Origin of the sequence: Rhodococcus sp. 14-2483-1-1, assembly GCF_002259335.1 — a bacterium.
Lineage (GTDB): Bacteria > Actinomycetota > Actinomycetes > Mycobacteriales > Mycobacteriaceae > Rhodococcoides.
The window spans coordinates 779,818-801,801 of record NZ_NPFX01000014.1; the positions used below are offsets into that span (position 1 = coordinate 779,818).

Below are 21,984 nucleotides of genomic sequence, written 5' to 3' on the forward strand. Positions count from 1 at the left end.
CGCCGTTCGGACGAGGAGCCCCAGACGTGACCGAAGAGCGCCCGTCGCCCAGCGGCGTAGAGCGGGTCATCCCTCAGGCTACGGTCACCCGTCTGGCGACCTACCTGCGGGTCCTCTCGATCCTCGCAGACGAGGGCGTTCTCATCGTCTCCAGTGAAGAACTGGCCACCGCAGCAGGTGTCGGATCGGCAAAACTGCGCAAGGATCTCTCCTTTCTCGGCCCCAACGGCGTTCGCGGTGTCGGCTACGACGTCGCACGGCTTCGCGCCAAGATCGAGAGCGCACTCGGACTCGATCGCGGCCACCGCGTCGTACTGGCGGGAGTCGGCAATCTGGGACAGGCGCTGGCCGGGTACGGCGGATTCGCGCGGCGCGGCTTCACGATGGTCGGCCTCTTCGACCGCGACCCGGCGCGTGTGGGCACCGACGTCGACGGACTGACCGTCCGGCACGTCGACGAGCTCGACAAGGCCTGCCGTGAACTCGAGGCGACCATCGGCGTCATCGCCACCCCCGACGACGCCGTGCACGTCGTCGCCGAAAAGCTCGTAGCAGGCGGCGTCGAGTGCATTCTGAGCTTCTCGCCGATGGTGCTCGACGTTCCCGAACACGTCGAAGTGCGGCGCGTGGACCTGGCGGTGGAGATGCAGGTGCTCTCCTTCAACAGCTCCCGCAACGTGTCCGAACCGGCAGGCGTGACCTCGCCGACCGTCGTCACTGCGCCTCGGCCACAGCCGGTCTCGCCGCCTCCACTCACGTCCACGGCACGTCTCGGCCGCAGTCACGGCCCGCGCATCGCCGGTAATCCAAGCCCAGTCAACAGTTCGACAAGAAACGGATCGGTGATTGCACCGTGAGTGTCCTTCTCGTCGGGATATCGCACCGTAGCGCTCCCGTCGCAGTCCTCGAGCGTGTCGCCATCACGGACACCGATCGCCCGAAACTGACCGACAAACTGATGGCCAGCGGAAGCATTTCCGAGGTCATGGTGGTGTCCACGTGCAATCGTGTCGAGATCTATGCCGTCGTCGACGCCTTCCACGGCGCACTGACCGCCGTCGGCGAGGTACTCGGTGAACACTCCGGACTCGAGATCGCGGACCTGACCAAGCACGCCTACGTGCGCTACAGCGAGGCCGCCGTCGAGCATCTGTTCGCAGTGGCCAGCGGCCTGGACTCGATGGTCATCGGCGAGCAGCAGATCCTCGGCCAGATCCGGTCGGCGTACGCCGCCTCGGACGGCCAGCAGGCCTCCGGCCGGGTGATGCACGAACTGGCTCAGCAGGCGCTGCGCGTCGGTAAGCGGGTACACAGCGAAACCGGCATCGACGCCGCCGGAGCCTCGGTGGTCTCGGTGGCCCTCGATCGCGCCGCCGAGACGTTCGGCGGTTCCCTCGCCGGTCGCAAGGCCGTCGTCCTCGGAGCCGGAGCCATGGGCGGCCTCGCCGTCGCACACCTCGGCCGCGCCGGAATCGGCGGCCTCACCGTCGTCAACCGCACCCGCGAGCGGGCCGACCACCTGGCCGAGAACGCCGTCTCGAACGGAATCCCGGCAACCTCGGTCGCCCTCGAGAATCTGCCCGCCGCGGTGGCCGAGGCCGACATCCTCATCACCTGTACCGGTGCGGTGGGGGCCGTGGTCTCCATCGCCGATGCTCACCTCGCCCTCGTCGGCCGCGACGCCGAGCACCCCCTGGTGATCTGCGACCTCGGACTGCCCCGCGACGTCGACGCCGCAGTGGCGCAGCTGCCGGGTATCACCGTCTTCGACATGGAGTCGCTTCAGCGCGATCCCGCAGCCGGTGCTGCGGCGAACGACGCGTCGGCGGCTCGCGAGATCGTCTCCAGTGAACTCTCGGGTTACCTTGCGGGACAACGGCTTGCCGAGGTCACCCCCACCGTCACCGCACTGCGTCAGCGCGCTGCCGAAGTGGTCGAGGGGGAGTTGTTGCGCCTCGAGTCGCGGCTGCCCGGGCTCGATTCGCCGCAGCGTGACGAGGTGGCCCGCACCGTGCGCCGTGTCGTCGACAAGTTGCTGCACTCGCCGACGGTGCGCGTCAAGCAGCTCGCCAGCACCCCGGGTGGGGATTCCTACGCCGCTGCGCTTCGGGAGTTGTTCGAGCTGAGCCCCGGTTCGGTCGACGCGGTGGCGACGCCGATGGAGATCGGCGCGCTGGAGCTGGTCGACGACTTCACCGCCAGCCGTACCGATCTGCGCTCGGACTCTCACCCCGGCGGCACCGCCGGTCAGGAGCGATCGGAGTGAACGACATCGTCAAGATCGGTACTCGCGGAAGCCTTCTCGCGACCACTCAGGCCGACACCGTGCGCGTGGCTCTCGCCGCGGCAGGGGTCGAGGCCGAACTGGTGATCGTCAAGACCGCGGGCGATCTGTCTGCTGCACCCGTACAGACGATCGGCGTCGGTGTCTTCACCGCAGCGCTGCGCGAGGCACTCGCCGACGGCACCGTCGACATCGCCGTGCACTCCTACAAGGATCTGCCGACAGCCGCCGACGACCGGTTCGTCATCGCGGCCATCCCGGCCCGTGAGGATCCCCGAGACGCCCTGGTGGCCCGCGACGGGCTGGTACTGGGCGAGCTGCCCGCGGACGCGAAGGTCGGTACCTCGGCACCCCGCCGGATTGCTCAATTGCGCGCTCTCGGACAGGGATTGGATGTCCGGCCACTGCGAGGCAATCTCGACACCAGGATCGGGAAGGTGGCCTCGGGCGAGCTCGACGCCGTCATCGTCGCCCGCGCCGGACTGGCTCGCATCGGCCGACTCGACGTCGTCACCGAAGCACTCGATCCGGTGCAGCTGCTGCCGGCACCCGCCCAAGGTGCCCTGGCTGTCGAATGCCGCACCGGCGACACCGATCTCGCGGCGGCCATCGCCACCCTCGACGACGCACACGCGCGTGCCGCGGTGGCAGCCGAACGTGGACTGCTGGCCGAACTCGAAGCCGGCTGCACCGCTCCGGTCGGCGCGATCGCCGAGGTCGTCGAATCCATCGACGAGGACGGCCGCATCTTCGACGAACTGTCGTTGCGTGGCTGCGTGGCCGCGATCGACGGCAGCGACACCATCCGCGCGTCGATCGTCGGATCACCCGACCGCGCCGAGGAGCTGGGCCGAGAATTGGCCCGCGAACTGCTCGATCTCGGTGCCCGCGAACTCGTTTCAGTCACCGAACCAGCGCAGGCCGGTTCTCACGCACAGGGTGGATCTCATGTCTAGGGCCATAACGGCACCCGTCCGCGGACGCGCCAAACGCACGGCGACCCGTCCGGTCGTACGGAGAGAGTCGATCGCCACCGCTCGACTGATTCCGAAACGGGGCACGGCAACCCCGATAGAACTGCAGTACCCACACAAGACAGCACTGGAGAACAACCGATGAGCCCAGTCCGCAAGAACACCAACGGACGGATCCTGTTCGTGGGATCCGGGCCGGGTGACCCGGCTCTGCTCACGGTCCGGGCACGTGAAGTGCTCGGAGCGGCCGAGCTCGCATTCACCGATCCCGACGTCGACAAGGGCGTCACCGCGCTCGTCGGTGCCGATGTCCCTCGGGACGCGGAGACGGGCGAGAACGGTGTCGAGGTTCGTCCGGCGCTCGGCGAGCCCGCCGAGGTCGCCAAAACGCTTCTCGCCGAGGCCAAGAACGGCCACGACGTCGTTCGCCTGGTCTCCGGAGATCCGCTCACCACCGATTCGGTGATCGCCGAGGTCAGCGCCGTCGCTCGGACGCATGTGCCCTTCGAGGTGCTCCCCGGCCTGCCCGCCGGATCCGCGGTGCCCAGCTACGCCGGTATGGCACTGGGCTCGGGCCACACCGAGGCCGACGTCCGCGGTGAGGTCGACTGGGCAGCGCTCGCTGCTGCTCCCGGCCCGCTGGTGCTGCACGCGACGTCGGGTCACCTGGCCGAAACCGCCAGTGCCCTCGTCGAACACGGATTGGCACCGCAGACGCCTGCGGCCATCACCGTTCGTGGCACCACCCGTCAGCAGCGCACCGTCGAGGCCACCCTCGCCACCCTGAACGACGCCGGATCCGAGCTCGTCGGGTCCCTCGTCGTCACCGTCGGCAAGGTCGTCTCCGGCCGAAACAAGATGTCCTGGTGGGAGTCTCGCGCACTGTACGGCTGGACCGTGCTGGTGCCGCGTACCAAGGACCAGGCCGGTGAAATGAGCGACCGCCTCGTCACGCACGGGGCCATCCCCATCGAAGTTCCGACCATCGCCGTCGAGCCCCCGCGCAGCCCGGCCCAGATGGAACGGTCCGTCAAGGGCCTGGTCGACGGCCGCTACCAGTGGGTCGTCTTCACCTCCACCAATGCCGTCAGGGCAGTGTGGGAGAAGTTCGAGGAGTTCGGGCTGGACGCCCGCGCGTTCTCCGGCGTCAAGATCGCGTGCGTCGGTGAGGCAACCGCGGCGAAGGTGCGCTCGTTCGGCATCAATCCCGAGCTCGTGCCGTCGGGGGAGCAGAGCTCGCTCGGACTGCTCGAGGACTTCCCGCCGTACGACGAGGTGTTCGACCCGGTCAACCGAGTTCTGTTGCCGCGTGCCGACATCGCGACCGAAACGCTCGCCGAAGGGTTGCGCGAACGCGGCTGGGAGATCGACGACGTCACCGCGTACCGCACTGTTCGGGCAGCGCCGCCCCCCGCCGAGACCCGCGAGATGATCAAGACCGGCGGATTCGACGCAGTGTGCTTCACGTCGAGCTCCACCGTCCGGAACCTGGTCGGCATCGCCGGAAAGCCGCACGCCCGCACACTCGTTGCGTGCATCGGCCCCAAGACCGCGGAGACGGCCGTCGAGTTCGGTCTGCGCGTGGACGTGCAGCCCGAGTCGGCTCAGGTCGGACCGCTGGTCGAGGCGCTCGCCGAGCACGCAGCTCGCCTGCGCGCCGAGGGTGCACTGCCCCCGCCGCGCAAGAAGTCACGTAGGCGCTGACGCGCCTGAAGTCCGCGCCTGTGCGTACTCGCCAGGAGTACGCACAGGCGCGCACGAGCCGGAACGAAGTGAGGCAGGTTCAGCTGTGTTCCCCACCGATCGTCCCCGACGCCTGCGCCGTACCCCGGCGCTGCGTCGGCTGGTAGCCGAAACGTCCTTGGAGCCACGGCATCTGATACTGCCGATGTTCGTGGCCGACGGCATCTCCGAGCCGCGGGAGATCAGTTCGATGCCCGGGGTGTTCCAGCACACGCTGGACTCGCTGAGCGCTGCGGCCGAGGATGCCGTGACGGCAGGCGTCGGTGGCGTCATGCTGTTCGGTGTGCCGAAAACCGAAGACAAGGACGAAACCGGCTCGGGGGCAATCGATCCGGACGGAATCCTGAACCGTGGACTGGCTCGACTGAAGACCGACCTCGGAGATTCGACGGTCATCATGGCCGACACGTGTCTTGACGAGTTCACGTCGCACGGCCACTGCGGGGTGCTGGGGGAGAACGGCTCGATCGACAACGACGCCACCCTGCTGCGCTACGTCGACATGGCCGTCGCGCAGGCGGATGCGGGTGCTCATTTGCTCGGACCCAGCGGAATGATGGACGGACAGGTCGGTGCGATCCGCGCCGGACTGGACGCGGCCGGTCACGTCGAGGTGGGGCAGCTGGCATATTCCGCGAAGTACGCTTCGGCCTTCTACGGCCCCTTCCGGGAAGCCGTCGGCTCGTCGCTGCAGGGCGATCGTCGGACGTATCAGCAGGACGCGCGGAACCGCCGAGAGGCCACCCACGAGGTGGAGCTCGATCTTGCCGAGGGTGCCGACATGGTGATGGTCAAGCCGGCCATGTCGTACCTCGACATACTCCGCGATGTGGCCGAGATGTCGCCGGTTCCGGTTGCGGCGTATCAGATCTCCGGGGAATATGCCATGATCACCGCCGCCGCTCAGAACGGGTGGATCGATCGCGATGCGGCGGTGCTGGAATCGCTCGTCGGAATTCGGCGTGCGGGTGCCGATGTCGTACTGACCTACTGGGCAACCGAAGTGGCGGGCTGGCTGTGAACGATTTTCCACCGGGAAACAACCCCGACAGCAACACGCCCAACAATCCACCGTCGCAACCGGATTGGCAGCGCTGGGAGCTGGAGCACGGGTTCCCGCAATCGGCTCCGGAGCTGGAGCCGACTCCACGACCGGCACCGGTCGACGTGGAGACGGCTCGCCATCTGTGGTGGGGAGTGGCGCTGATCGGCGCTCTCTCGGCGCTGTACTCGGTATGGACGTTGTTCGGGGCGCGTGAGGAATTTGCGCAGTCTCTGCTCGACGAACTCGCGGCGCAGGACGCGGCAGCGGACATGACCGTCGAGTCCACGCAGTCGATGGTGACGGTGATGCTGGTCGTCACCATATTCGTCGTGATCGGTTTCGGGGCGCTGTTCCTGTTCTGGGTCAAGCGGATGCGCGCGGGCAAGATGTGGGCCCGGATGCTGCTGACCGTCATCGGATCGTTCATCGTGTTCACCACCATCCTCGATCTGTTCGCCATGGCATCGACGGCGGGGGCGATGAACATCGTGATGGGCGTGATCGGTATCGGCCAGGGTGTACTTGCCGCCGGGGCGATCTACCTGATGCATCGTCGTGAATCCAACGAATACTTCGTCGCGTCCAGACGGCGGTAGTTGTCGGAACTCGGAAGTTTCGGGCGTGTTCTCGGCTGTGAACTCTACTGTGTGACTAGCATCACTCTCGATATCTTTTCGAGTGATCGGATCCGACATGGCAGAGAACACCCCTGCAGTAGCGAGCGTGACCCAGCCGGCAGCCGACCGTGAGCCCTGTCCCCAGGAGAGCGGCCGTCCCGGTTGGGCGCTGCTCGGGTTGCTTCTCGCCGTCTCGGCCGCGATCGCAATCATGGCGCTGGGAATCTCTGCAGGCTGAGCGCGCTGGGCCCGTACGGAATTTCTGCCGCCGGAACCCTTTCCCACCCCGCGGTGGCAGGATGTCTGGCGTGAGCGCAGACACCGACGCATCGATCGTCCGTCCCCGGGTGGTCTCGGCCGCCTACTGGCTGTGGTTGGCCTCGGCTGTGTTGCTGATCGTCGTCTGCATGATCGCCCTGACGCTCCCCGCCGATCAGATTCGTGCCTCGTTCAGCTCGGAAGCACAGGGTAATTCGTTCCTCACCGTCTTCCGCGGCCTCGGCGTGATCTCCGGAGTGGTCGGATTGGCCGTCGGGCTGATGTCGAGCCACGTCCGCGGCGGTGACCGCAGATTTCGACGCGCTCTGGTGGCGCTGTCGGGAGTTGCCGCTCTGCTGCTGATCTTCGCGGCACTGGTGTTCCCGTTCGTTCCGCTGGTGATCACCATCGGCCTTGTTCTCGCGGCCGTTCTCGTCTACCGACCGTCGGCGCGGGAGTGGTTTCATCGTGAGCAGTGAGATGTCGGCGGGCGAGACCGTGCTGTTCCACGAACCCGGTGGTCGATGGCGCATGTTGGCTTGGGGGCCTGCGTTCTGCCTCGTGGTACTCGCCGTCGAGCTCGCGTCCGGTCCTGTGATCCACTGGTTCGCACTCGTGCTGTTCTCGCTGATCCTCGTCGGTCTCACCTACGTTCAGCTGCGCGCCGCTCGGATGCACGTCAGCGTCGAACTCACCACCCGAGAGCTGCGTCAGGGCACGGAGACGGTGGACGTCGCCGATATCGAAGACATCTTTCCTCCGGCAGAGTACGCCGACGACGAGTACGAGCCCAAGAGGTGGGAGACAGCGCGAGTGCTCGGGGAGCTTTCGGGTGTGCCGCGGAAGCGCCACGGAATCGGGCTACGGCTGGTGGGCGGCGGGCTGGTTCAGGCCTGGGCCAAGGACGACGACGGGTTGCGTGCGGCCCTCGAAACGGCCAAACGGGAGTACCTGTGAGGAAGTCCGTCGGCTGGGTGGAGATCGTGGTTGCGCTCCTGGCGGGGATCGGAGCCGTGGCGTGCTGGAACATGGGTGTGCGGACCACCGAGTTCCCCGCGGTTCCCGACGTGTCTCCGGCATATCAGGGGACGTTCTACTCGGGGTCCTGGATCGCGCTGGCCGCCCTCGCCGTCATCGTCGCGGGGTTGCTGATCGTCGATGGTGTGCGCCGAGTCCGGACGGAAGGGTCACCCCCTACCCGGTAGGGGTATAGTGAACCTATGAGCAGCTACAGCGCCGAGCAGGACGACCTGCTGAAGCGATTGCGTCGTATAGAGGGTCAAGTGGCCGGGATATCCCGCATGGTCGCCGACGACCGATACTGCATCGACGTTCTCACCCAGGTCTCTGCCGTAACCAAAGCGCTGCAGTCGGTCTCGTTGAAGCTGCTCGATGCCCATCTCGCCGGCTGCGTCGTGGAGGCCGCGAGGCAGGGCGGGCCGGAAGCAGACGCGAAAGTGAAAGAAGCGTCCGAGGCCATCGCGCGCCTCGTGCGCTCCTGACGACAGAAGGGGAGTCGACGATGCAGACGACATATTCGGTCGAGGGCATGACGTGCGCACACTGTGCCGCGTCGGTGAAGGAAGAAGTCTCCGAGATCGCGGGGGTCACCGGTGTCGATGTGGACGTGGACGCCGGTTCCGTTGTGGTGAGCAGTGATTCGGCGCTCGATATTGGGACGATTGATGCTGCCGTCGCCGAGGCTGGGTACCGCCTCGCGTCGTGAGCTGGCGGTTCACCTCCTGACTGTGTTTAAAATCATGTGATACCGGTCATATCGGGCTGGTCGCAGATCGTCGTCAGGAGTGTGGATGAACAAGCTGGTGTCCAGTTCCGGAGTACTCGCCGCCAGCGTCTTCCTGACGCTGGCATGTTCGACGGGCGCGACGGCACAAACCGATCCGCTTCCTGATCTGACGGTCACCACGGTGCTCGACGGACTCGCGAAACCGTGGGATGCCGTGGTCGCGCCCGACGGAACGGTGCTGACGGGTGAACGGTCCGGGCGGTTCGTGATCCGCGACGTCGACGGGGCCACCCGCGAGCTCGATGCCGACCTCGACGATCTGTACGCATCGGGGGAAACCGGACTCATGGGCATCGCTTTGGCGACGGACTTCGGCACATCCAGAACGATCTACACGTGCCAAGGTGTGCAGGGTGAAAGCGGAGCAGGCACGGGCAGCGCCGGAACCGGCAGCGCGGGCGGCGGCGGCAGCGACAACCACATTGCAGTCCTCTCGTGGACGGTGGACACGGCGTGGACCGCGCTGACGCGCACCGGCACCCTGATCGACGACATTCCCGTCGCCGACGGTGGGCGTCACGGCGGCTGCCGCATACTCGCTCATCCCGACGGCACCCTGTACGTCGGTACCGGCGACACCGCAACGCCGACGGTGCCGCAAGATCGAAACTCGTTGGGCGGCAAGGTTCTGCACGTCAACGCCGACGGTTCCCCGGCGGCCGATTCACCGGATCGCATCTTCACGCTCGGCCATCGCAACGTGCAGGGCTTGGCCATCCGCCCCGGGACCGGACAGATCTACGAGGTGGAGCAGGGTACGACTCGCGACGACGAACTGAATCTGCTCGAGCCCGGCGGCAACTACGGCTACCGCCCCGACCGACTCCCGGTCATCTACGACGAATCGGTACCGATGACCGATCCCACCCGGGTGCCCGGTGCACTCGCGGCGGTCTGGAGTTCGGGTAGCCCCACCATCGCGACGCCCGGCCTCACCTTCGCGAACGGTGCAGGATGGGGCTCCTGGAACGGTGCCGCGGTGGTGTCGAGTCAGCAGGGCGAGAAACTCGTGTTCCTCAAGTTGTCCGAGGACGGCACCGAATACGTCGACGAGGCGGATGCGTTGGTCGGCACCTACGGACGCCTGCGTTCGCTCACCAGCTTCGGCAACGACGGAGCGTTTCTGCTCACCACCGACAACGGGTCCGACGACAAGGTTCTGCTCGTCACTCCCGCTGCCGGCTGATGTGTGGCCCCGAGGTCGTCGAGACGGTTCACCGCAAACTAGGCCGTAGGGCGTTGTTCGGATCGTTGGGCGCGGCTGCACTGACGGTCGCGGCAAGCGGGGCGGTGCGTGCCGAACCCGTTGTCGCCGCGGCTGTTCCGGCCGGCCGACTGGTCGACCTGACGCATACCCTGAGCCCCACGTTTCCGGTGTGGCCGGGCAGCGAACCGTTCTCGATGCGCCCGGTCGCGGCCTACGAGCTCGGTGGGTTCCTGGTGAACAAGCTCTCGTACTGGGAGCACACCGGCACGCACATCGATGCCCCTGCGCACCGTGTTCGCGGAGGGGCGACGGCCGACGTGCTGCCCTTGGACGATCTGATCGCCCCACTCGTCGTCGTGGACATATCGGCGCGGGCCGAGGCCGATCCGGAAGCTGTGGTGACACCCGAGGACATCGACCGGTGGGAGCGCGAGCACGGCCGAATACCCGATCGAGCATTGGTCGCGATGCACAGTCGGTGGCAGACCCGACTTGCCGAGCGTGCTGCGCCCGGCTTCGGCGCAGGCGCGGCACAGATGCTGGTGCGCGAGCGCAACATCGTCGGAATCGGGGTCGACACACTGAGCCTCGACCGGATGAACGACCGCGAATACCCTGCGCACACAGCCGTTCTCGGGGCGGGCCGGTATGGAGTCGAAGCGCTGGCGAATCTCGATGCGGTGCCCCCGGCAGGGGCGACGGTCGTCGTCGGCGCACCCAAGCACGCCGGCGCGACCGGTGGCCCCTGCCGAGTTTTCGCGATCGTCCCCTAGTCGGTTCGGTCTCCTGGCTCCGATCCCGTCATGCGTCAGTGCGCGTGACTGGGATTGGCCGCCGGCTCTTCCTCGGTTCCCGCTCCCGGCTCGCCGAGCATTGCCGCACCGACCAACGCGTCGGGCACACCGAAACCGTCGACGAGCAACTCCGCGTGCGGACGCAGTGTGCGGCAGCGCTCGTTGATGGCGCGGGTGACGGCCTTGGACCGCTCGGTGGACAGGTAGCGGTGCTCGATGAACCAGGCCTTGTCCTTCTCGATCACCGAGAGGGCATACAGATCGCAGACCTCGTGCAGCAGATCCTGGGTGGCCGAGTCCTCACACGATTCGATGCCGGCGATGAAGGCCTCGAAGATGATGCGATCGATGTGCGCGCTCGCAGCGTGCAGCACGTGATCCTGCACCGCATTGAACGCCTCGAACGGGCTGGTCTCCTTGGACTTGGACTGCAACCGGCGAGCGACGGTGGAGAGCAGGTACTCCTCGCGATCCTCGAACATCTTGACCTGGGTGCCGCGATTGAACAGCGAGCCCTCTTCCTCGTTGTCCTGGCGGCGGTCCAGGATGGTCTGCATGATCGCTTGCGCTGCAGTGCGTTTGACCACTCGGTCGCCGACCATATCGGCGGCGAACTTGACCCACTCGACCGGACTCATGGACTTGACGTCGTCGGCGTACGCGGTGAGCAGTTCCTTGGCCACCAGCTGGGTGAGCACATGGTTGTCGCCCTCGAACGTGGTGAACACGTCCGTGTCGGCCTTGAGCGAGATGAGCCGGTTCTCGGCGAGATAGCCTGCGCCGCCGCATGCTTCGCGGGCTTCCTGAATCGCGGCGGTCGCATGCCAGGTGTTCGCCGCCTTGAGGCCGGCTGCACGTGACTCGAGCTCGCGCTGCTCCTCGGCGTCGGGGCTGTCCGCGGTCTGCAGCTCGTGCATCTTCGACACGAGTTCGTTCTGTGCGAATTGCAGGGCGTAGGACTTGGCGATGAGCGGGAACAGTCGACGCTGATGCACCAGGTAGTCCATGATCAGAACTTCCTGATCGGAATCGGGTGCAGCGAACTGTCTGCGCTGCAATGCGTATCGCGTCGCGATGTCCAGAGCGACCCGCGCGGCAGCGGCGGCACTGCCGCCGACCGTGACGCGGCCACGGATCAACGTGCCGAGCATCGTGAAGAACCGTCGGGACTTGTTCTCGATGGGGGAGGTGTACGTACCGTCGTCGGACACATCGGCGTACTTGTTGAGCAGGTTGTCTCGCGGGATCCGGACGTGATCGAACATGATGCGGCCGTTGTCCACCCCGGGCAGGCCGCCCTTGTACTGGCAGTCCGAAGTGGTGACACCGGGCAGGTCGTCGCCGTTCTCGTCACGTAGTGGCACGAAGAAGCAGTGCACACCATGGCTTTCGGGCTCCTGGCCCGGTCCGGCGGTGATGAGCTGGGCGAACACAGCGGCGCCGGTCGCAGTCTCGGCGGCACCGCCGATGTAGTCCTTGCGTGAGGACGGCGTAGGGGAGTTGACGACGAATTCGTCCGTCTTCGGGTCGTAGGTGGCCGTGGTCTCGAGCGACTGCACGTCGCTGCCGTGTCCGGTCTCGGTCATGGCGAAACAACCGAGCAGTTCGAGGTTGATGATCTTCGGGACGTATGCCTCGTGGTGACGTTCGGTGCCGAGATTTTCGATGGCACCACCGAACAGTCCCCACTGGACGCCGGCCTTGACCATCAAAGACAAGTCGCTCATCGCGAGCATCTCGATCATCGTCACTGCAGCGCCGACATCCCCAGTACCGCCGTGTTCTTTCTTGAAGCCGTTGTCGGCCGCACCGGCGGCGGCGAGGAGCTTGAGTTGCTCGAGTGCTTTGGTGCGGGCGATGACGGTGTTCGGCGTGTAGTGCGGTCGGAACTCGTCGCGCGCGAGCTGCGTGCGCGCCTCGTTCTTCACATCTCGCCAGCGGCCGTCCAGAGTGTTCCGAAGGTGATCCGTTGTGGTTGCCATACTCGACGGTAACCTTTTGCCGCCGCGCGTGAGGGCCGGAAAGTCAGACCGGCCAGACGAATTCTCTGAACACCGCTCTGCAGGTGCGCCAGAAGCCCGTTTTCGCGTACGGACCGTCGTGGAACAGCGACGCACAGTTGTCCTCCAGAGCCCGGTTGACCAGGGGGCTGAAGTCGGTGAATTCGCTGACCAGGAACTCTTTGAAGCCCGTAGGCCACGCGTGCTGGGCTGGTTCGTGTTGTGCCTCCACGACCGTGAGTGTAATGCAGCAGTAACACCGATGTTACAAATCACACCTACTTCAGTAGCGCGAACGCCTCCTGAGCAACGAGGAACGCGTAGCTGGACGGGATCAGATCGATCGCACCCTCGGCCTGGAATTGTTCGGTGACGATCCAGTCCTGACCGGACGCATCGGTGGCCAGGAATACGCCGGCGAGGTCACCGGGTGCATTGCCGCCCTTGAAGCCCGAATACGGCCACAGTGCGGCGTCGAGCTGCACACCCGGGGTGATCGCCAGGATCCGGCGGTTCTCCTCCGCTGCCGGACCCGATGCCAGGTAGCCCATTGCCGCACAGACGTCCTGCGCATTGGCGAACCACTCGACGCCGTCGGCAGACGCCGGATTGTCGAGAAAGTTCTCGAAGTCGATCTCGAGCGGCCGCGAGTCCGCTCGGGCGAGCAGCTCGACCCGGCCGTCCGGGTCCGCACCGGACCACTCGGCCCGCATGTTCGGATCGCCGAATCCGATGACGAAGAACTGCCGGGTGTCCATCATCGGCGTCATGACCGACGGATCGTGATGCCCCATGACAGCGAGCTGGCGTTCGACGCGGTCGCGGCCGAGTCGTTCCATCAACAGATCCGTTGCGGTGTTGTCGGACAACGAGATCATCTTCTCGGCGGCCTCCCGAACCGACACCGCGGTGCCGTCGGGCAGATTCTGCAATTCGCCGGACGGCGCGCTCTTGGTCGCATCGCGAACGGTGAGCTGTTCGTCCCATCGGACAGTGCCCGCCTCGATCTCGTCGGTGAGCGCGCCGAGCACGTACAACTTGAACACCGACCCCAGCGGCAGCACTGCGTCCGCGTTGGTGGAGTAGACGGCCTCGCAGTCACCACCATTGAGACGAGACGCACTGTAGGAGTACTTCGGGGCCACCTTCGACAGCGCCGCATCGAGGTTGTCGAACGACGAGATCTCGGGGGTGTCTGGTCTGGCCAGGAATCCGTCGAGCTTGCCATCGGCACCGATCGAGGTGGAAATCGTGGCCGGGACGTCGGCGGTGGTGAAGCGCAGGACGCCGGTATCAGGGCCGGCCTCGAAGCCCGTGGCCACGTTCGGTGCACCGGCGCGCAATTGTTCGAGTGGGGTGACGAGTCCGCCCAGCGGGGCCACGGCCTCGGCCAACTCGGGGCCGACGACGGCCTCCACTTCGGTGGGATCGGGTGCGTTCTCGCCGTTGATCCACTGCAGAATTCGGTCGTTGAGCGCACCGATGGGAGTCGAGGTGTCGACGACGAAGGCCGGTGCCGTCGTGGTGGAGGTGGCCGCAGGCGTTTCGGCCGTGCCGCCGCAGGCGGAGAGTGTCAGAGTCGACGCGAGGGCAACGACTGCAAGTCTCGTCGTGGTGCGCGGCATCATCATGCTGCGATGCTAACGGATTCGGACATTTCGCCTTCGGGGGCGACGCGGCCGTCGCTCGAGGAGAGCTGTGGCAGGGTGCTGTGGCGTGTTGACTTCCGAGGACGTTCGTCGAATCGATTCCGACCACCTGTGGCACCCCTACAGCCGGTTTCCGGCGACCGCGACACCGCTGGTGGTCGAGAGTGCGTCCGGGGTGCGGCTCAGCCTGGCCGACGGCCGGGAACTGATCGACGGGATGAGTTCGTGGTGGGCGGCGGTGCACGGCTACCGGCACCCGGTGCTCGACGCCGCCGCGCACGATCAGCTGGGCCGGATGAGTCACGTGATGTTCGGCGGACTGACGCACGCTCCGGCGGCGAGATTGGCCGAGCTGCTGGTCGAGATCACCCCCTCAGGGCTCGACAAGGTGTTCCTCGCCGATTCCGGATCGGTCTCGGTCGAGGTCGCGGTGAAGATGGCGTTGCAGTACTGGCGGGCCCGTGGAGAGGACGGGCGCACGCGGTTGTTGACCTGGCGCGGCGGCTATCACGGCGACACGTTCGCTCCGATGAGCGTGTGCGATCCGGACGGTGGGATGCACACGCTGTGGACCGACGTGCTCGCGAAACAGGTGTTCGCACCGGCTCCACCCACGGAGTTCGACGAGTCCTACGTCGCCGAGTTCGAGCAGGTGCTCTCGGCGCACGCGAGCGAGCTGGCGGCGATCATCGTCGAACCGATCGTGCAGGGGGCAGGCGGTATGCGATTCCACGACGCGCAATACCTGGTCGAGCTGCGTCGCCTCGCCGACGAGTACGGCGTACTGCTGATCTTCGACGAGATCGCGACCGGTTTCGGCCGGACCGGGGAGTTGTTCGCCGCCGATCATTCCGGTGTTGCGCCGGACATCATGTGTGTGGGAAAGGCCTTGACCGGCGGTTATCTGACCCTGGCGGCGACGCTGTGCACCACCGAGGTGGCCACGACGGTCTCGGGCGGTGAGGCCGGTGGCCTGATGCACGGGCCGACGTTCATGGGCAATCCGCTCGCGTGCGCGATCGCGGTGGCCTCGGTGGAACTGTTGCTCTCGCGCGATTGGCGCGCCGAGGTCGCGGGTGTGACATCGGGTCTGACAGAGGGGTTGGCACCTGCTCGTTCGCTGCCGGGCGTCGCCGACGTCCGGGTGCTGGGCGGGATCGGGGTGATCGAGATGCACACTCCGGTGGACATGGCACGGGCGACCGCTGCGGCCGTCGACGCGGGAGTGTGGCTGCGGCCGTTCGGTCGCCTCGTCTACGCGATGCCGCCGTACATCTGCACCGGCGAGGACGTCACGGCCATCGCCGGGGCCATGCTGGCGGTGGCCCGAAGCCACACTTGAACAGCGTTCAAGTATGGTGCTGCCATGACCGCACTGGAGTGGCTCGACGCCGCCGCGCGCATCCGACGCGAGGCCGGACTCGAGCGCGTCGTCGTTGCCCGCACAGCCGAGGACGTAGTTCTCGATCTGGCGTCGAACGACTATCTCGGTCTGGCCCGACATCCGGCTGTCATCGACGGGGCCTGCGCTGCAGTGCGCCGGTGGGGCGGCGGATCCACCGGATCGCGGCTCGTGACCGGCACGACGACGGCACACGAGCAACTGGAGGACGAACTCGCCGATTTTGTCGGTGCCGACGCCGGGCTGGTGTTCTCCTCCGGCTACACCGCCAACCTGGGCGTCGTGACCGCGCTGGCGGGACGTGACGCGCTGGTGATCTCCGACGCCGCGTCGCACGCATCGCTGATCGACGCTTGTCGACTGTCCCGGGCACGGGTTGCTGTCGCGCACCACTGCGATCCCGAGCACGTCGACCGACTGCTGCGGGAGCGCACCGAGACGCGGGCTCTGGTGGTGACCGATTCGGTGTTCAGCGCCGACGGCGACCTCGCGCCGCTGGCCGAGTTGTACGCGGTGTGCAGGCGACGCGACGCCGTACTCGTCGTCGACGAGGCGCACGGGCTGGGCGTTCGTGGAGCCGGCGGACGCGGGGCCGTCCACGACGCCGGCCTGGCCGGTGCGCCCGATTTGGTCATCACCGCGACGCTGTCCAAGGCACTCGGGTCGCAGGGAGGCGTCGTACTCGGCCCGGCCGCCGTCCGCAACGAGGTGCTGCACGGCGCGCGCACCTTCGTCTTCGACACCGGGCTCGCCCCGGCATCGGTGGGCGCAGCATCGGCCGCTCTGGAAATTCTGCGCACCGAACCCGATCGAGTGGCTGCGATCGGTGTTCGGGCAACACAACTGGCCTCTGCGGCGGGAGTGGAACCGACTGCATCGGCGGTCGTTCCGGTGATACTCGGTGGTGCCGAGCGTGCCGTCCGCGCGGCCGGGGACTGTCTCGAGCTCGGCGTGCGCGTCGGGTGCTTTCGGCCGCCGTCGGTTCCTCCGAACGCATCTCGGCTGCGATTGACCGCCCGCGCCGACCTCACCGATGCCGACATCGACCGTGCCGCAGCGGTTCTGGCGACGGTATTGAATGCTGCAGTATTGAATTCGGCGCTCTCGAATGCGGCGGTGCCGGGATGACCGTGCTGCTCGTCACCGGAACGTCGACCGGCGTCGGCAAAACCGTGGTGACCGCAGCGCTCGCGGCCGCGGCTCGGGCGCACGGACGGACGGTGGCGGTATGCAAACCGGCGCAGACCGGAGTGGGGGACGACTGCCCGGAAGAGTCGGATATCGATGTGGTGGAGCGTCTTTCGGGAGTTCGCGGAATCGAGCTGGCGCGGTACCCCGAGCCACTCGCACCTGATGTCGCGGCCCGCCGGTCCGGTCGGCCGATGCTCGAACTCACCGCCGTCGTCGACGCGGTTCTCGCACTCGACGAGACCCACGACCTCGTCCTGGTCGAGGGTGCGGGCGGAGTAGCGGTGCGTTTGGGTGCCGCAGGGTTCACCGCGCTCGACATCGCCGCAGCCGTCGGCGCATCGGTGCTGATCGTGGCAGGGGCGGAGCTGGGGACGCTCAATCACAGCGCGCTGACAGTCGCAGCTGTGCATGCAGCGGGCGTGACGTGTTCCGGCCTGGTCATCGGGTCGTGGTCGACCGAACCGAGTCTGGCGGCGCGGGTCAACCTGGAGGAGTTGCCGCTCGTGACGGGTGTCGAGCTGATCGCATCAGTGCCCGGCGGTGCAGGCCTGTTGGACGAGAAGGAATTCGGTGCGCTCGCCCGCACGATGTTCGGCGAGTTTACTGATTCGTTACTCGGGTAACCGACGGGGAACGTCTGCCGCTTCGGCATTCGAAACAGATCGGGAGTTCCAATTATGAGTACCGCAGTGTGGATCATCGTTGCAGTAGTCGTCGTAGTGTTGGTCGTTGCCGTCGCCCTGGTCGTGGCGCGCAAAGGCAAGGAGCGAAAGAGGCTGGAAGCGAACGATATTCGCGAGAAGGCAGCCGATCAAGCGGCCATCGTCGAAGAGCGTGAACTGCTCGCTCGCGAAAGCGAGGCCAAGGCGCGTCGGGCGCAGGCCGAGGCCGACGTCAAAGCTGCCGAGGCGGAGAAACTTGCACAGCAGGCCCAGTCACACCAGGGAGTTGCGGCGGCATCGCGCGACGAGGTCGACTCGGAGTTCGAGCGCGCGAATCGGATCGACCCGGACGTGAAGAACGGCCGGACCATGACAAACGACCGCAACGTGCGAGATGACCGGACTCTCGCAGATGACCGTGACGCCGTGGGCGACCGCAATGCGACAGGCGATCGCAGCATCGTCGGCGACCGCAATGGAACAGATGCCCGGGACATAGCCGGCGACCGCAATGTGACGGACGACCGCAACGTCACAGACCACCGGAACTTCGTGGTCGATCCGGACGTGCCCCCGACAGCACCCCGGCACGAGCGGAACTAGTCGGTCGAATTGTGGGGTAGCTCGAGCTCGACGACCTCGTGCTCGCCGAGGTTCGGCCGCTCGTTGGTGATCTTGGCCTTGGCGTAGGCCATCAGATTCGAGACCTTCGACCCTGGGGTCGACCAGTACTCCGCACCCTCGGCGGCCACGTGTATCAGTGCCACCTCGCGTGAATCGGGATTCTTCTCGAACCACGTGGCCGCCCGGGTGTTCCACAGTTCCTCGGCCTTCGTTCGGTTCTCGACCACGGCCGCGGTGCCGGACAGGGACACCCAGCCTTCGCCGGACTGGAACGAAACGTTGACCGTCGGATTCGCCGCGATGTCGGCCACCTTGCGCGAGTCGTGTGCGGCGAAGAACCACAGGTCGCCGTCGAACTCGGCTTCCTGCAGCGCCATCGGACGCGAGATGAGGTGGCCGTCTCCACCGACGGTGGTGAACATGCAGAGTCCGGCGTCGGACATCAGTTCGGCGACTTTGGTGACCCCGTCCGCGGAGCTATCGGTGTGTGTTCTGTCGGTGTTCGTCATCGAAACCAACTACCCGGTGCGTAGCGCACTCAACCGTTAAGGTGACAAAACGGACACGAGTGTCGGGAGGCTGCGTATGGGAAAGAATGTCGACAAGAACGATCGGCTGGACCTGCGCGTGAGCAACGACGAACGTGAGGTCGTCGTGAACACACTCGGCCTGGCGATGGGCGAGGGCCGCTTGACCTTGGTCGAGTACGAACAACGCCTCGACGCGGTGTGGGCGTCGAGAACTCGCGGCGACTTGGCCGAGGTCGTTCGCGACTTGCCGGACGCAGAGAAATCGAAGGCACACGAATCTAAAGCAAGGGACGTCGCCCACACGACGAGCAAGTGGCGTGAGTATCTGGACGAGTGGCGATGGTGGTTCGGTGGTGCCGTCGTCATGAACGGAATCTGGGCCGTCCAGTGGATCTCCGACGGCGAGCCGACCGCTTATTGGCCTCTGTGGCCCCTCGGCATCTGGGGCATCATCCTGATTGCGATGGTGTTCATGCCCGAGGACAACAAAACCGACGACTGAGGCTGTCGGGCGAGCTCATTATTACGCCCTGTAGTTGGTGATTTCGCCGAACCTGGGACACTGGAAGTCGTGACTGCTCCTCTCGGCGACGACGCCCCCGTATCGGCCCAACTTTTCGCTCGCGCGAGCACGGTGATTCCCGGTGGCGTCAACTCGCCGGTGCGGGCCTTCGCATCGGTCGGAGGAACCCCACGGTTCATCACGCGGGCCAGCGGATACACGATGACCGACGCCGACGGGAAGTCCTACGTCGACCTCATCTCGTCCTGGGGTCCGATGATCCACGGGCACGCTCACCCGGCCATCGTCGAAGCCGTCCAGAAGGCCGCGGCAACCGGCCTGTCGTTCGGTGCACCCACCGAGCGCGAAATCGAGCTCGCCGAAGAAATCGTCCGTCGAGTCGGCCCGGTCGACCAGGTTCGCCTTGTGAATTCGGGCACAGAGGCCACCATGAGCGCGGTGCGTCTGGCTCGCGGATTCACCGGCCGCACCAAGATCCTGAAGTTCTCCGGCTGCTACCACGGCCACGTCGATGCGCTGCTCGCCGACGCCGGTTCGGGTCTGGCGACCTTCGGGCTCCCGACTTCTCCGGGAGTCACCGGCGCACAGGCGTCGGACACCATCGTCGTTCCCTACAACGACCTCGCCGCCGTGTCCGCCGCTTTCGAGGCCAACGCCGGCCAGATCGCCTGCATCATCACCGAGGCCGCCGCAGGCAACATGGGCGCGATTGCCCCGGTCACCGGCTTCAACGAAGGTTTGCGCCGTCTTGCGACCGAGCACGGCGCGCTGCTGATCATGGACGAGGTGATGACCGGGTTCCGCGTCAGCGCCGCCGGTTGGTACGGCATCGACGGTGTCGCGGGCGATCTGTACACCTTCGGCAAGGTCATGTCCGGTGGACTGCCCGCTGCCGCATTCGGTGGCCGAGCAGACATCATGGCCTACCTCGCGCCGGCCGGACCGGTGTACCAGGCGGGCACGCTCAGCGGTAACCCCGTTGCCGTCGCCGCCGGCCTGACGAGCCTGCAATTGGCCGACGCAGCCGTCTACGAGAAGCTGCAGGCGAACTCGCAGCGGCTCGGAACGCTGCTCGGCGACGCCCTCACCGCCGAAGGCGTCACCCATCAGGTGCAGTTCGCGGGCACTATGGTGAGTGTGTTCTTCGCCGATGGACCCGTCACCGATTACGCGCAGGCCAAGGCCGCGCAGACATGGCGATACCCGGCGTTCTTCCACGCTTTCCTCTCGCGCGGTGTCTACCCGCCGCCGAGCGCATTCGAGGCCTGGTTCGTCTCGGCCGCGCTCGACGACCGAGCCTTCGAGATCATCGCCGACGCAGCCCCCGCCGCCGCGAAAGCCGCAGCGGCTGCTTCCGCACCACTGTGACGTCTACACAGAACTGACTCCCCACCCGACTAGCGAGAAACAGGACCCCGACGTGACCGAGGCCCCCGCAACACATCCGCACTCGACGACGCGCACCATCGTGCACGTCCTCCGGCACGGCGAGGTGCACAACCCCAAGGGCATCCTCTACGGGCGGCTGCCCGGCTTCAAGCTCTCGGTCACCGGTCAGGCACAGGCCAAGTCGGTGGCGGACGCTCTCGCCGGCCACGACATCACCCACGTCGTTGCATCGCCGCTCCTGCGCGCCCAGGAGACCGCCGGACCCATCGCGGCGGCTCACGGCCTTACCATCGCCGAGGACGAGAACCTCATCGAGGCCGGGAACGAATTCGAGGGGCTGCGCGTCGCCGTCGGTGACGGTGCGCTGCGTCGGCCACGACACTGGTGGAAACTGCGCGATCCGTTCACGCCCTCCTGGGGCGAGCCGTACCTGCAGATCGCGCACCGCATGCTCGCCGCCGTCAACGCAGCCCGCGTCGCGGCCGTCGGGCACGAGGCCGTCTGCGTCAGCCACCAACTCCCGGTGTGGACGCTTCGCCGCTTCTTGCAGGGCGACCGGCTCTGGCACGACCCGCGCAATCGCCAGTGCGGACTCGCGTCGCTGACGTCGCTCGTCTACGAGGGCGATCAGCTCGTCGACCTCGTCTACTCCGAGCCAGCGGGAGCGTCCGACCCGAGGATCTCCGGTGCGTAGATTTGTGCTCGCGGTTGCCGCGGTGGCCCTCGTCGCCGGCTGTTCGACCGGCACCGACGCGGTTGCTCAGGGCGGTACCTTCCAATTCGTCTCGCCGGGCGGGAAGACCGACATCTTCTACGATCCGCCGTCCGAGCGAAGTGCCCTCGGCGAACTGTCCGGGCCCGACCTGATGACCGAGGGCAAGACGACCTCGCTGTCGGACTACGACGGTGACGTCGTCGTGCTCAACGTCTGGGGACAGTGGTGCGGTCCGTGCCGCGGTGAAGCCGACGACCTCGAGAAGGTCTACGAGGCCACCAAGGCCTCCGGTGTCGAATTCCTCGGCATCAACGTGCGCGACGAATCACAAACCGCCGCACAGGATTTCGTCGTCAGCAACAACGTCACCTACTCCTCGATCTACGACCCGCCGATGCGCACGCTCACTGCACTCGGCGGCGTTCCCACCTCCGTCATCCCGACCACCGTCGTGCTCGACCGGCAGCATCGTGTCGCCGCAGTGTTCCTGCGTGAACTGCTCGCCGAGGACCTGCAGCCCGTCGTCGAACGGATAGCAGCCGAGGAGCCAGTGCAGCCGTGACAGAGACG

At 66.4% G+C, this 21,984-nt stretch carries 27 protein-coding genes; 23 read left to right on the forward strand and 4 right to left on the reverse strand.

Annotated features, from left to right (window positions below):
• Positions 1 to 26: 26 nt before the first annotated feature.
• The 15 genes from CH294_RS15065 (at position 27) to CH294_RS15125 (ending at position 10,708) form a co-directional block, all read left to right on the forward strand.
• Entirely contained in the window at positions 27 to 857 is an 831-nt protein-coding gene (locus CH294_RS15065) for a redox-sensing transcriptional repressor Rex (RefSeq protein ID WP_032401865.1), read from the forward strand.
• Positions 854 to 2,266, forward strand: a complete 1,413-nt coding sequence (locus tag CH294_RS15070) for a glutamyl-tRNA reductase (protein ID WP_032401866.1) — start codon at positions 854 to 856, stop codon at positions 2,264 to 2,266. The genes CH294_RS15065 and CH294_RS15070 overlap by 4 nt, the downstream gene beginning before the upstream one ends.
• A gap of 5 nt (positions 2,267 to 2,271) precedes the next feature.
• On the forward strand, positions 2,272 to 3,240 hold the full coding sequence (gene hemC, locus CH294_RS15075; protein WP_032380798.1) for a hydroxymethylbilane synthase: 969 nt from the start codon (positions 2,272 to 2,274) through the stop codon (positions 3,238 to 3,240).
• Positions 3,233 to 3,403 (forward strand): hypothetical protein, encoded by a 171-nt coding sequence (locus CH294_RS27500; protein ID WP_155289207.1) that lies wholly within the window; start codon positions 3,233 to 3,235, stop codon positions 3,401 to 3,403. Before hemC ends, CH294_RS27500 begins: the two co-directional genes overlap by 8 nt.
• Complete coding sequence (locus tag CH294_RS15080) at positions 3,400 to 4,962, forward strand: bifunctional uroporphyrinogen-III C-methyltransferase/uroporphyrinogen-III synthase (protein WP_032401867.1); 1,563 nt, start codon at positions 3,400 to 3,402, stop codon at positions 4,960 to 4,962. Before CH294_RS27500 ends, CH294_RS15080 begins: the two co-directional genes overlap by 4 nt.
• An 85-nt stretch (positions 4,963 to 5,047) precedes the next feature.
• Positions 5,048 to 6,022 (forward strand): porphobilinogen synthase, encoded by a 975-nt coding sequence (gene hemB, locus CH294_RS15085; protein ID WP_094738353.1) that lies wholly within the window; start codon positions 5,048 to 5,050, stop codon positions 6,020 to 6,022.
• Positions 6,019 to 6,642 carry a hypothetical protein gene (locus CH294_RS15090; protein WP_052058678.1) on the forward strand — a complete coding sequence of 208 codons (624 nt, stop codon included), beginning with the start codon at positions 6,019 to 6,021 and terminating at the stop codon, positions 6,640 to 6,642. The genes hemB and CH294_RS15090 overlap by 4 nt, the downstream gene beginning before the upstream one ends.
• A gap of 97 nt (positions 6,643 to 6,739) precedes the next feature.
• Positions 6,740 to 6,901 (forward strand): hypothetical protein, encoded by a 162-nt coding sequence (locus CH294_RS27505; RefSeq protein ID WP_165430230.1) that lies wholly within the window; start codon positions 6,740 to 6,742, stop codon positions 6,899 to 6,901.
• Positions 6,902 to 6,971: 70 nt separating this feature from the next.
• Entirely contained in the window at positions 6,972 to 7,400 is a 429-nt protein-coding gene (locus tag CH294_RS15095; RefSeq protein ID WP_052058677.1) for a hypothetical protein, read from the forward strand.
• Between the two features lies 1 nt (position 7,401).
• On the forward strand, positions 7,402 to 7,878 hold the full coding sequence (locus CH294_RS15100) for a hypothetical protein (protein ID WP_094738355.1): 477 nt from the start codon (positions 7,402 to 7,404) through the stop codon (positions 7,876 to 7,878).
• Positions 7,875 to 8,126, forward strand: a complete 252-nt coding sequence (locus CH294_RS15105) for a hypothetical protein (protein WP_249305286.1) — start codon at positions 7,875 to 7,877, stop codon at positions 8,124 to 8,126. Before CH294_RS15100 ends, CH294_RS15105 begins: the two co-directional genes overlap by 4 nt.
• 15 nt (positions 8,127 to 8,141) lie before the next feature.
• Entirely contained in the window at positions 8,142 to 8,423 is a 282-nt protein-coding gene (locus tag CH294_RS15110; RefSeq protein ID WP_032380388.1) for a metal-sensitive transcriptional regulator, read from the forward strand.
• Positions 8,424 to 8,443: 20 nt separating this feature from the next.
• Positions 8,444 to 8,647, forward strand: a complete 204-nt coding sequence (locus CH294_RS15115) for a heavy-metal-associated domain-containing protein (RefSeq protein WP_094738356.1) — start codon at positions 8,444 to 8,446, stop codon at positions 8,645 to 8,647.
• Between the two features lie 85 nt (positions 8,648 to 8,732).
• On the forward strand, positions 8,733 to 9,914 hold the full coding sequence (locus CH294_RS15120; RefSeq protein ID WP_094738357.1) for a PQQ-dependent sugar dehydrogenase: 1,182 nt from the start codon (positions 8,733 to 8,735) through the stop codon (positions 9,912 to 9,914).
• A complete protein-coding gene (locus CH294_RS15125; RefSeq protein WP_037153751.1) occupies positions 9,914 to 10,708 on the forward strand; it encodes a cyclase family protein in 795 nt (264 codons plus the stop codon). The genes CH294_RS15120 and CH294_RS15125 overlap by 1 nt, the downstream gene beginning before the upstream one ends.
• A 35-nt stretch (positions 10,709 to 10,743) precedes the next feature.
• On the opposite strand, the gene CH294_RS15130 is transcribed toward CH294_RS15125, so the two are convergent.
• The 3 genes from CH294_RS15130 to CH294_RS15140 are packed head-to-tail and all read right to left on the reverse strand — an operon-like array spanning position 10,744 to position 14,360.
• Positions 10,744 to 12,711, reverse strand: coding sequence for an acyl-CoA dehydrogenase (locus CH294_RS15130; protein ID WP_094738358.1), 1,968 nt, complete (start codon positions 12,709 to 12,711; stop codon positions 10,744 to 10,746).
• A gap of 43 nt (positions 12,712 to 12,754) precedes the next feature.
• Positions 12,755 to 12,961: a hypothetical protein gene (locus CH294_RS15135; protein WP_032401876.1), complete on the reverse strand. Its 207-nt coding sequence runs from the start codon at positions 12,959 to 12,961 to the stop codon at positions 12,755 to 12,757.
• Positions 12,962 to 13,007: 46 nt separating this feature from the next.
• Positions 13,008 to 14,360, reverse strand: coding sequence for a serine hydrolase (locus CH294_RS15140; RefSeq protein ID WP_094738359.1), 1,353 nt, complete (start codon positions 14,358 to 14,360; stop codon positions 13,008 to 13,010).
• 85 nt (positions 14,361 to 14,445) lie between these two features.
• Between CH294_RS15140 and CH294_RS15145 the strand changes: the two genes are divergently transcribed.
• From CH294_RS15145 to CH294_RS15160, 4 genes are read left to right on the forward strand one after another with little or no spacing between them, the layout of a single operon-like run.
• The gene (locus CH294_RS15145) at positions 14,446 to 15,720 is read left to right on the forward strand and encodes an adenosylmethionine--8-amino-7-oxononanoate transaminase (protein WP_094738360.1); all 1,275 of its coding nucleotides are present in this window, start codon (positions 14,446 to 14,448) and stop codon (positions 15,718 to 15,720) included.
• Between the two features lie 24 nt (positions 15,721 to 15,744).
• Entirely contained in the window at positions 15,745 to 16,908 is a 1,164-nt protein-coding gene (locus CH294_RS15150) for an 8-amino-7-oxononanoate synthase (RefSeq protein ID WP_094738361.1), read from the forward strand.
• Positions 16,905 to 17,594, forward strand: coding sequence for a dethiobiotin synthase (gene bioD / locus CH294_RS15155; protein WP_094704028.1), 690 nt, complete (start codon positions 16,905 to 16,907; stop codon positions 17,592 to 17,594). Before CH294_RS15150 ends, bioD begins: the two co-directional genes overlap by 4 nt.
• Before the next feature lie 54 nt (positions 17,595 to 17,648).
• Positions 17,649 to 18,236: a hypothetical protein gene (locus CH294_RS15160; protein WP_094609504.1), complete on the forward strand. Its 588-nt coding sequence runs from the start codon at positions 17,649 to 17,651 to the stop codon at positions 18,234 to 18,236.
• Here CH294_RS15160 and CH294_RS15165 read toward each other — a convergent pair.
• Positions 18,233 to 18,766, reverse strand: a complete 534-nt coding sequence (locus tag CH294_RS15165; RefSeq protein ID WP_032401880.1) for a pyridoxamine 5'-phosphate oxidase family protein — start codon at positions 18,764 to 18,766, stop codon at positions 18,233 to 18,235. The two genes, CH294_RS15160 and CH294_RS15165, sit on opposite strands and share 4 nt — an antisense overlap.
• Before the next feature lie 76 nt (positions 18,767 to 18,842).
• Between CH294_RS15165 and CH294_RS15170 the strand changes: the two genes are divergently transcribed.
• The 4 genes from CH294_RS15170 to CH294_RS15185 all read left to right on the forward strand — a co-directional run bounded on the left by CH294_RS15170 (position 18,843) and on the right by CH294_RS15185 (position 21,976).
• Positions 18,843 to 19,289 carry a DUF1707 domain-containing protein gene (locus tag CH294_RS15170; protein ID WP_094609505.1) on the forward strand — a complete coding sequence of 149 codons (447 nt, stop codon included), beginning with the start codon at positions 18,843 to 18,845 and terminating at the stop codon, positions 19,287 to 19,289.
• Between the two features lie 69 nt (positions 19,290 to 19,358).
• On the forward strand, positions 19,359 to 20,678 hold the full coding sequence (gene hemL / locus CH294_RS15175) for a glutamate-1-semialdehyde 2,1-aminomutase (protein WP_094738362.1): 1,320 nt from the start codon (positions 19,359 to 19,361) through the stop codon (positions 20,676 to 20,678).
• Between the two features lie 52 nt (positions 20,679 to 20,730).
• A complete protein-coding gene (locus CH294_RS15180) occupies positions 20,731 to 21,393 on the forward strand; it encodes a histidine phosphatase family protein (RefSeq protein WP_032401883.1) in 663 nt (220 codons plus the stop codon).
• A complete protein-coding gene (locus CH294_RS15185; protein ID WP_094738363.1) occupies positions 21,386 to 21,976 on the forward strand; it encodes a TlpA disulfide reductase family protein in 591 nt (196 codons plus the stop codon). Before CH294_RS15180 ends, CH294_RS15185 begins: the two co-directional genes overlap by 8 nt.
• Positions 21,977 to 21,984: the final 8 nt, after the last annotated feature.

Excerpts from the sequence above, each read along its gene's own strand:
- CH294_RS27500 (WP_155289207.1), top strand. The coding sequence starts at position 3,233 with ATGTCTAGGGCCATAACGGCACCCGTCCGCGGACGCGCCAAACGCACG.
- CH294_RS15080 (WP_032401867.1), top strand. The coding sequence starts at position 3,400 with ATGAGCCCAGTCCGCAAGAACACCAACGGACGGATCCTGTTCGTGGGA.
- CH294_RS27505 (WP_165430230.1), top strand. The coding sequence starts at position 6,740 with ATGGCAGAGAACACCCCTGCAGTAGCGAGCGTGACCCAGCCGGCAGCC.
- CH294_RS15100 (WP_094738355.1), top strand. The coding sequence starts at position 7,402 with ATGTCGGCGGGCGAGACCGTGCTGTTCCACGAACCCGGTGGTCGATGG.
- CH294_RS15110 (WP_032380388.1), top strand. The coding sequence starts at position 8,142 with ATGAGCAGCTACAGCGCCGAGCAGGACGACCTGCTGAAGCGATTGCGT.
- CH294_RS15115 (WP_094738356.1), top strand. The coding sequence starts at position 8,444 with ATGCAGACGACATATTCGGTCGAGGGCATGACGTGCGCACACTGTGCC.
- CH294_RS15120 (WP_094738357.1), top strand. The coding sequence starts at position 8,733 with ATGAACAAGCTGGTGTCCAGTTCCGGAGTACTCGCCGCCAGCGTCTTC.
- CH294_RS15125 (WP_037153751.1), top strand. The coding sequence starts at position 9,914 with ATGTGTGGCCCCGAGGTCGTCGAGACGGTTCACCGCAAACTAGGCCGT.
- CH294_RS15130 (WP_094738358.1), bottom strand. The coding sequence starts at position 12,711 with ATGGCAACCACAACGGATCACCTTCGGAACACTCTGGACGGCCGCTGG.
- CH294_RS15140 (WP_094738359.1), bottom strand. The coding sequence starts at position 14,360 with ATGATGATGCCGCGCACCACGACGAGACTTGCAGTCGTTGCCCTCGCG.
- CH294_RS15150 (WP_094738361.1), top strand. The coding sequence starts at position 15,745 with ATGACCGCACTGGAGTGGCTCGACGCCGCCGCGCGCATCCGACGCGAG.
- bioD (WP_094704028.1), top strand. The coding sequence starts at position 16,905 with ATGACCGTGCTGCTCGTCACCGGAACGTCGACCGGCGTCGGCAAAACC.
- CH294_RS15160 (WP_094609504.1), top strand. The coding sequence starts at position 17,649 with ATGAGTACCGCAGTGTGGATCATCGTTGCAGTAGTCGTCGTAGTGTTG.
- CH294_RS15165 (WP_032401880.1), bottom strand. The coding sequence starts at position 18,766 with ATGACGAACACCGACAGAACACACACCGATAGCTCCGCGGACGGGGTC.
- CH294_RS15170 (WP_094609505.1), top strand. The coding sequence starts at position 18,843 with ATGGGAAAGAATGTCGACAAGAACGATCGGCTGGACCTGCGCGTGAGC.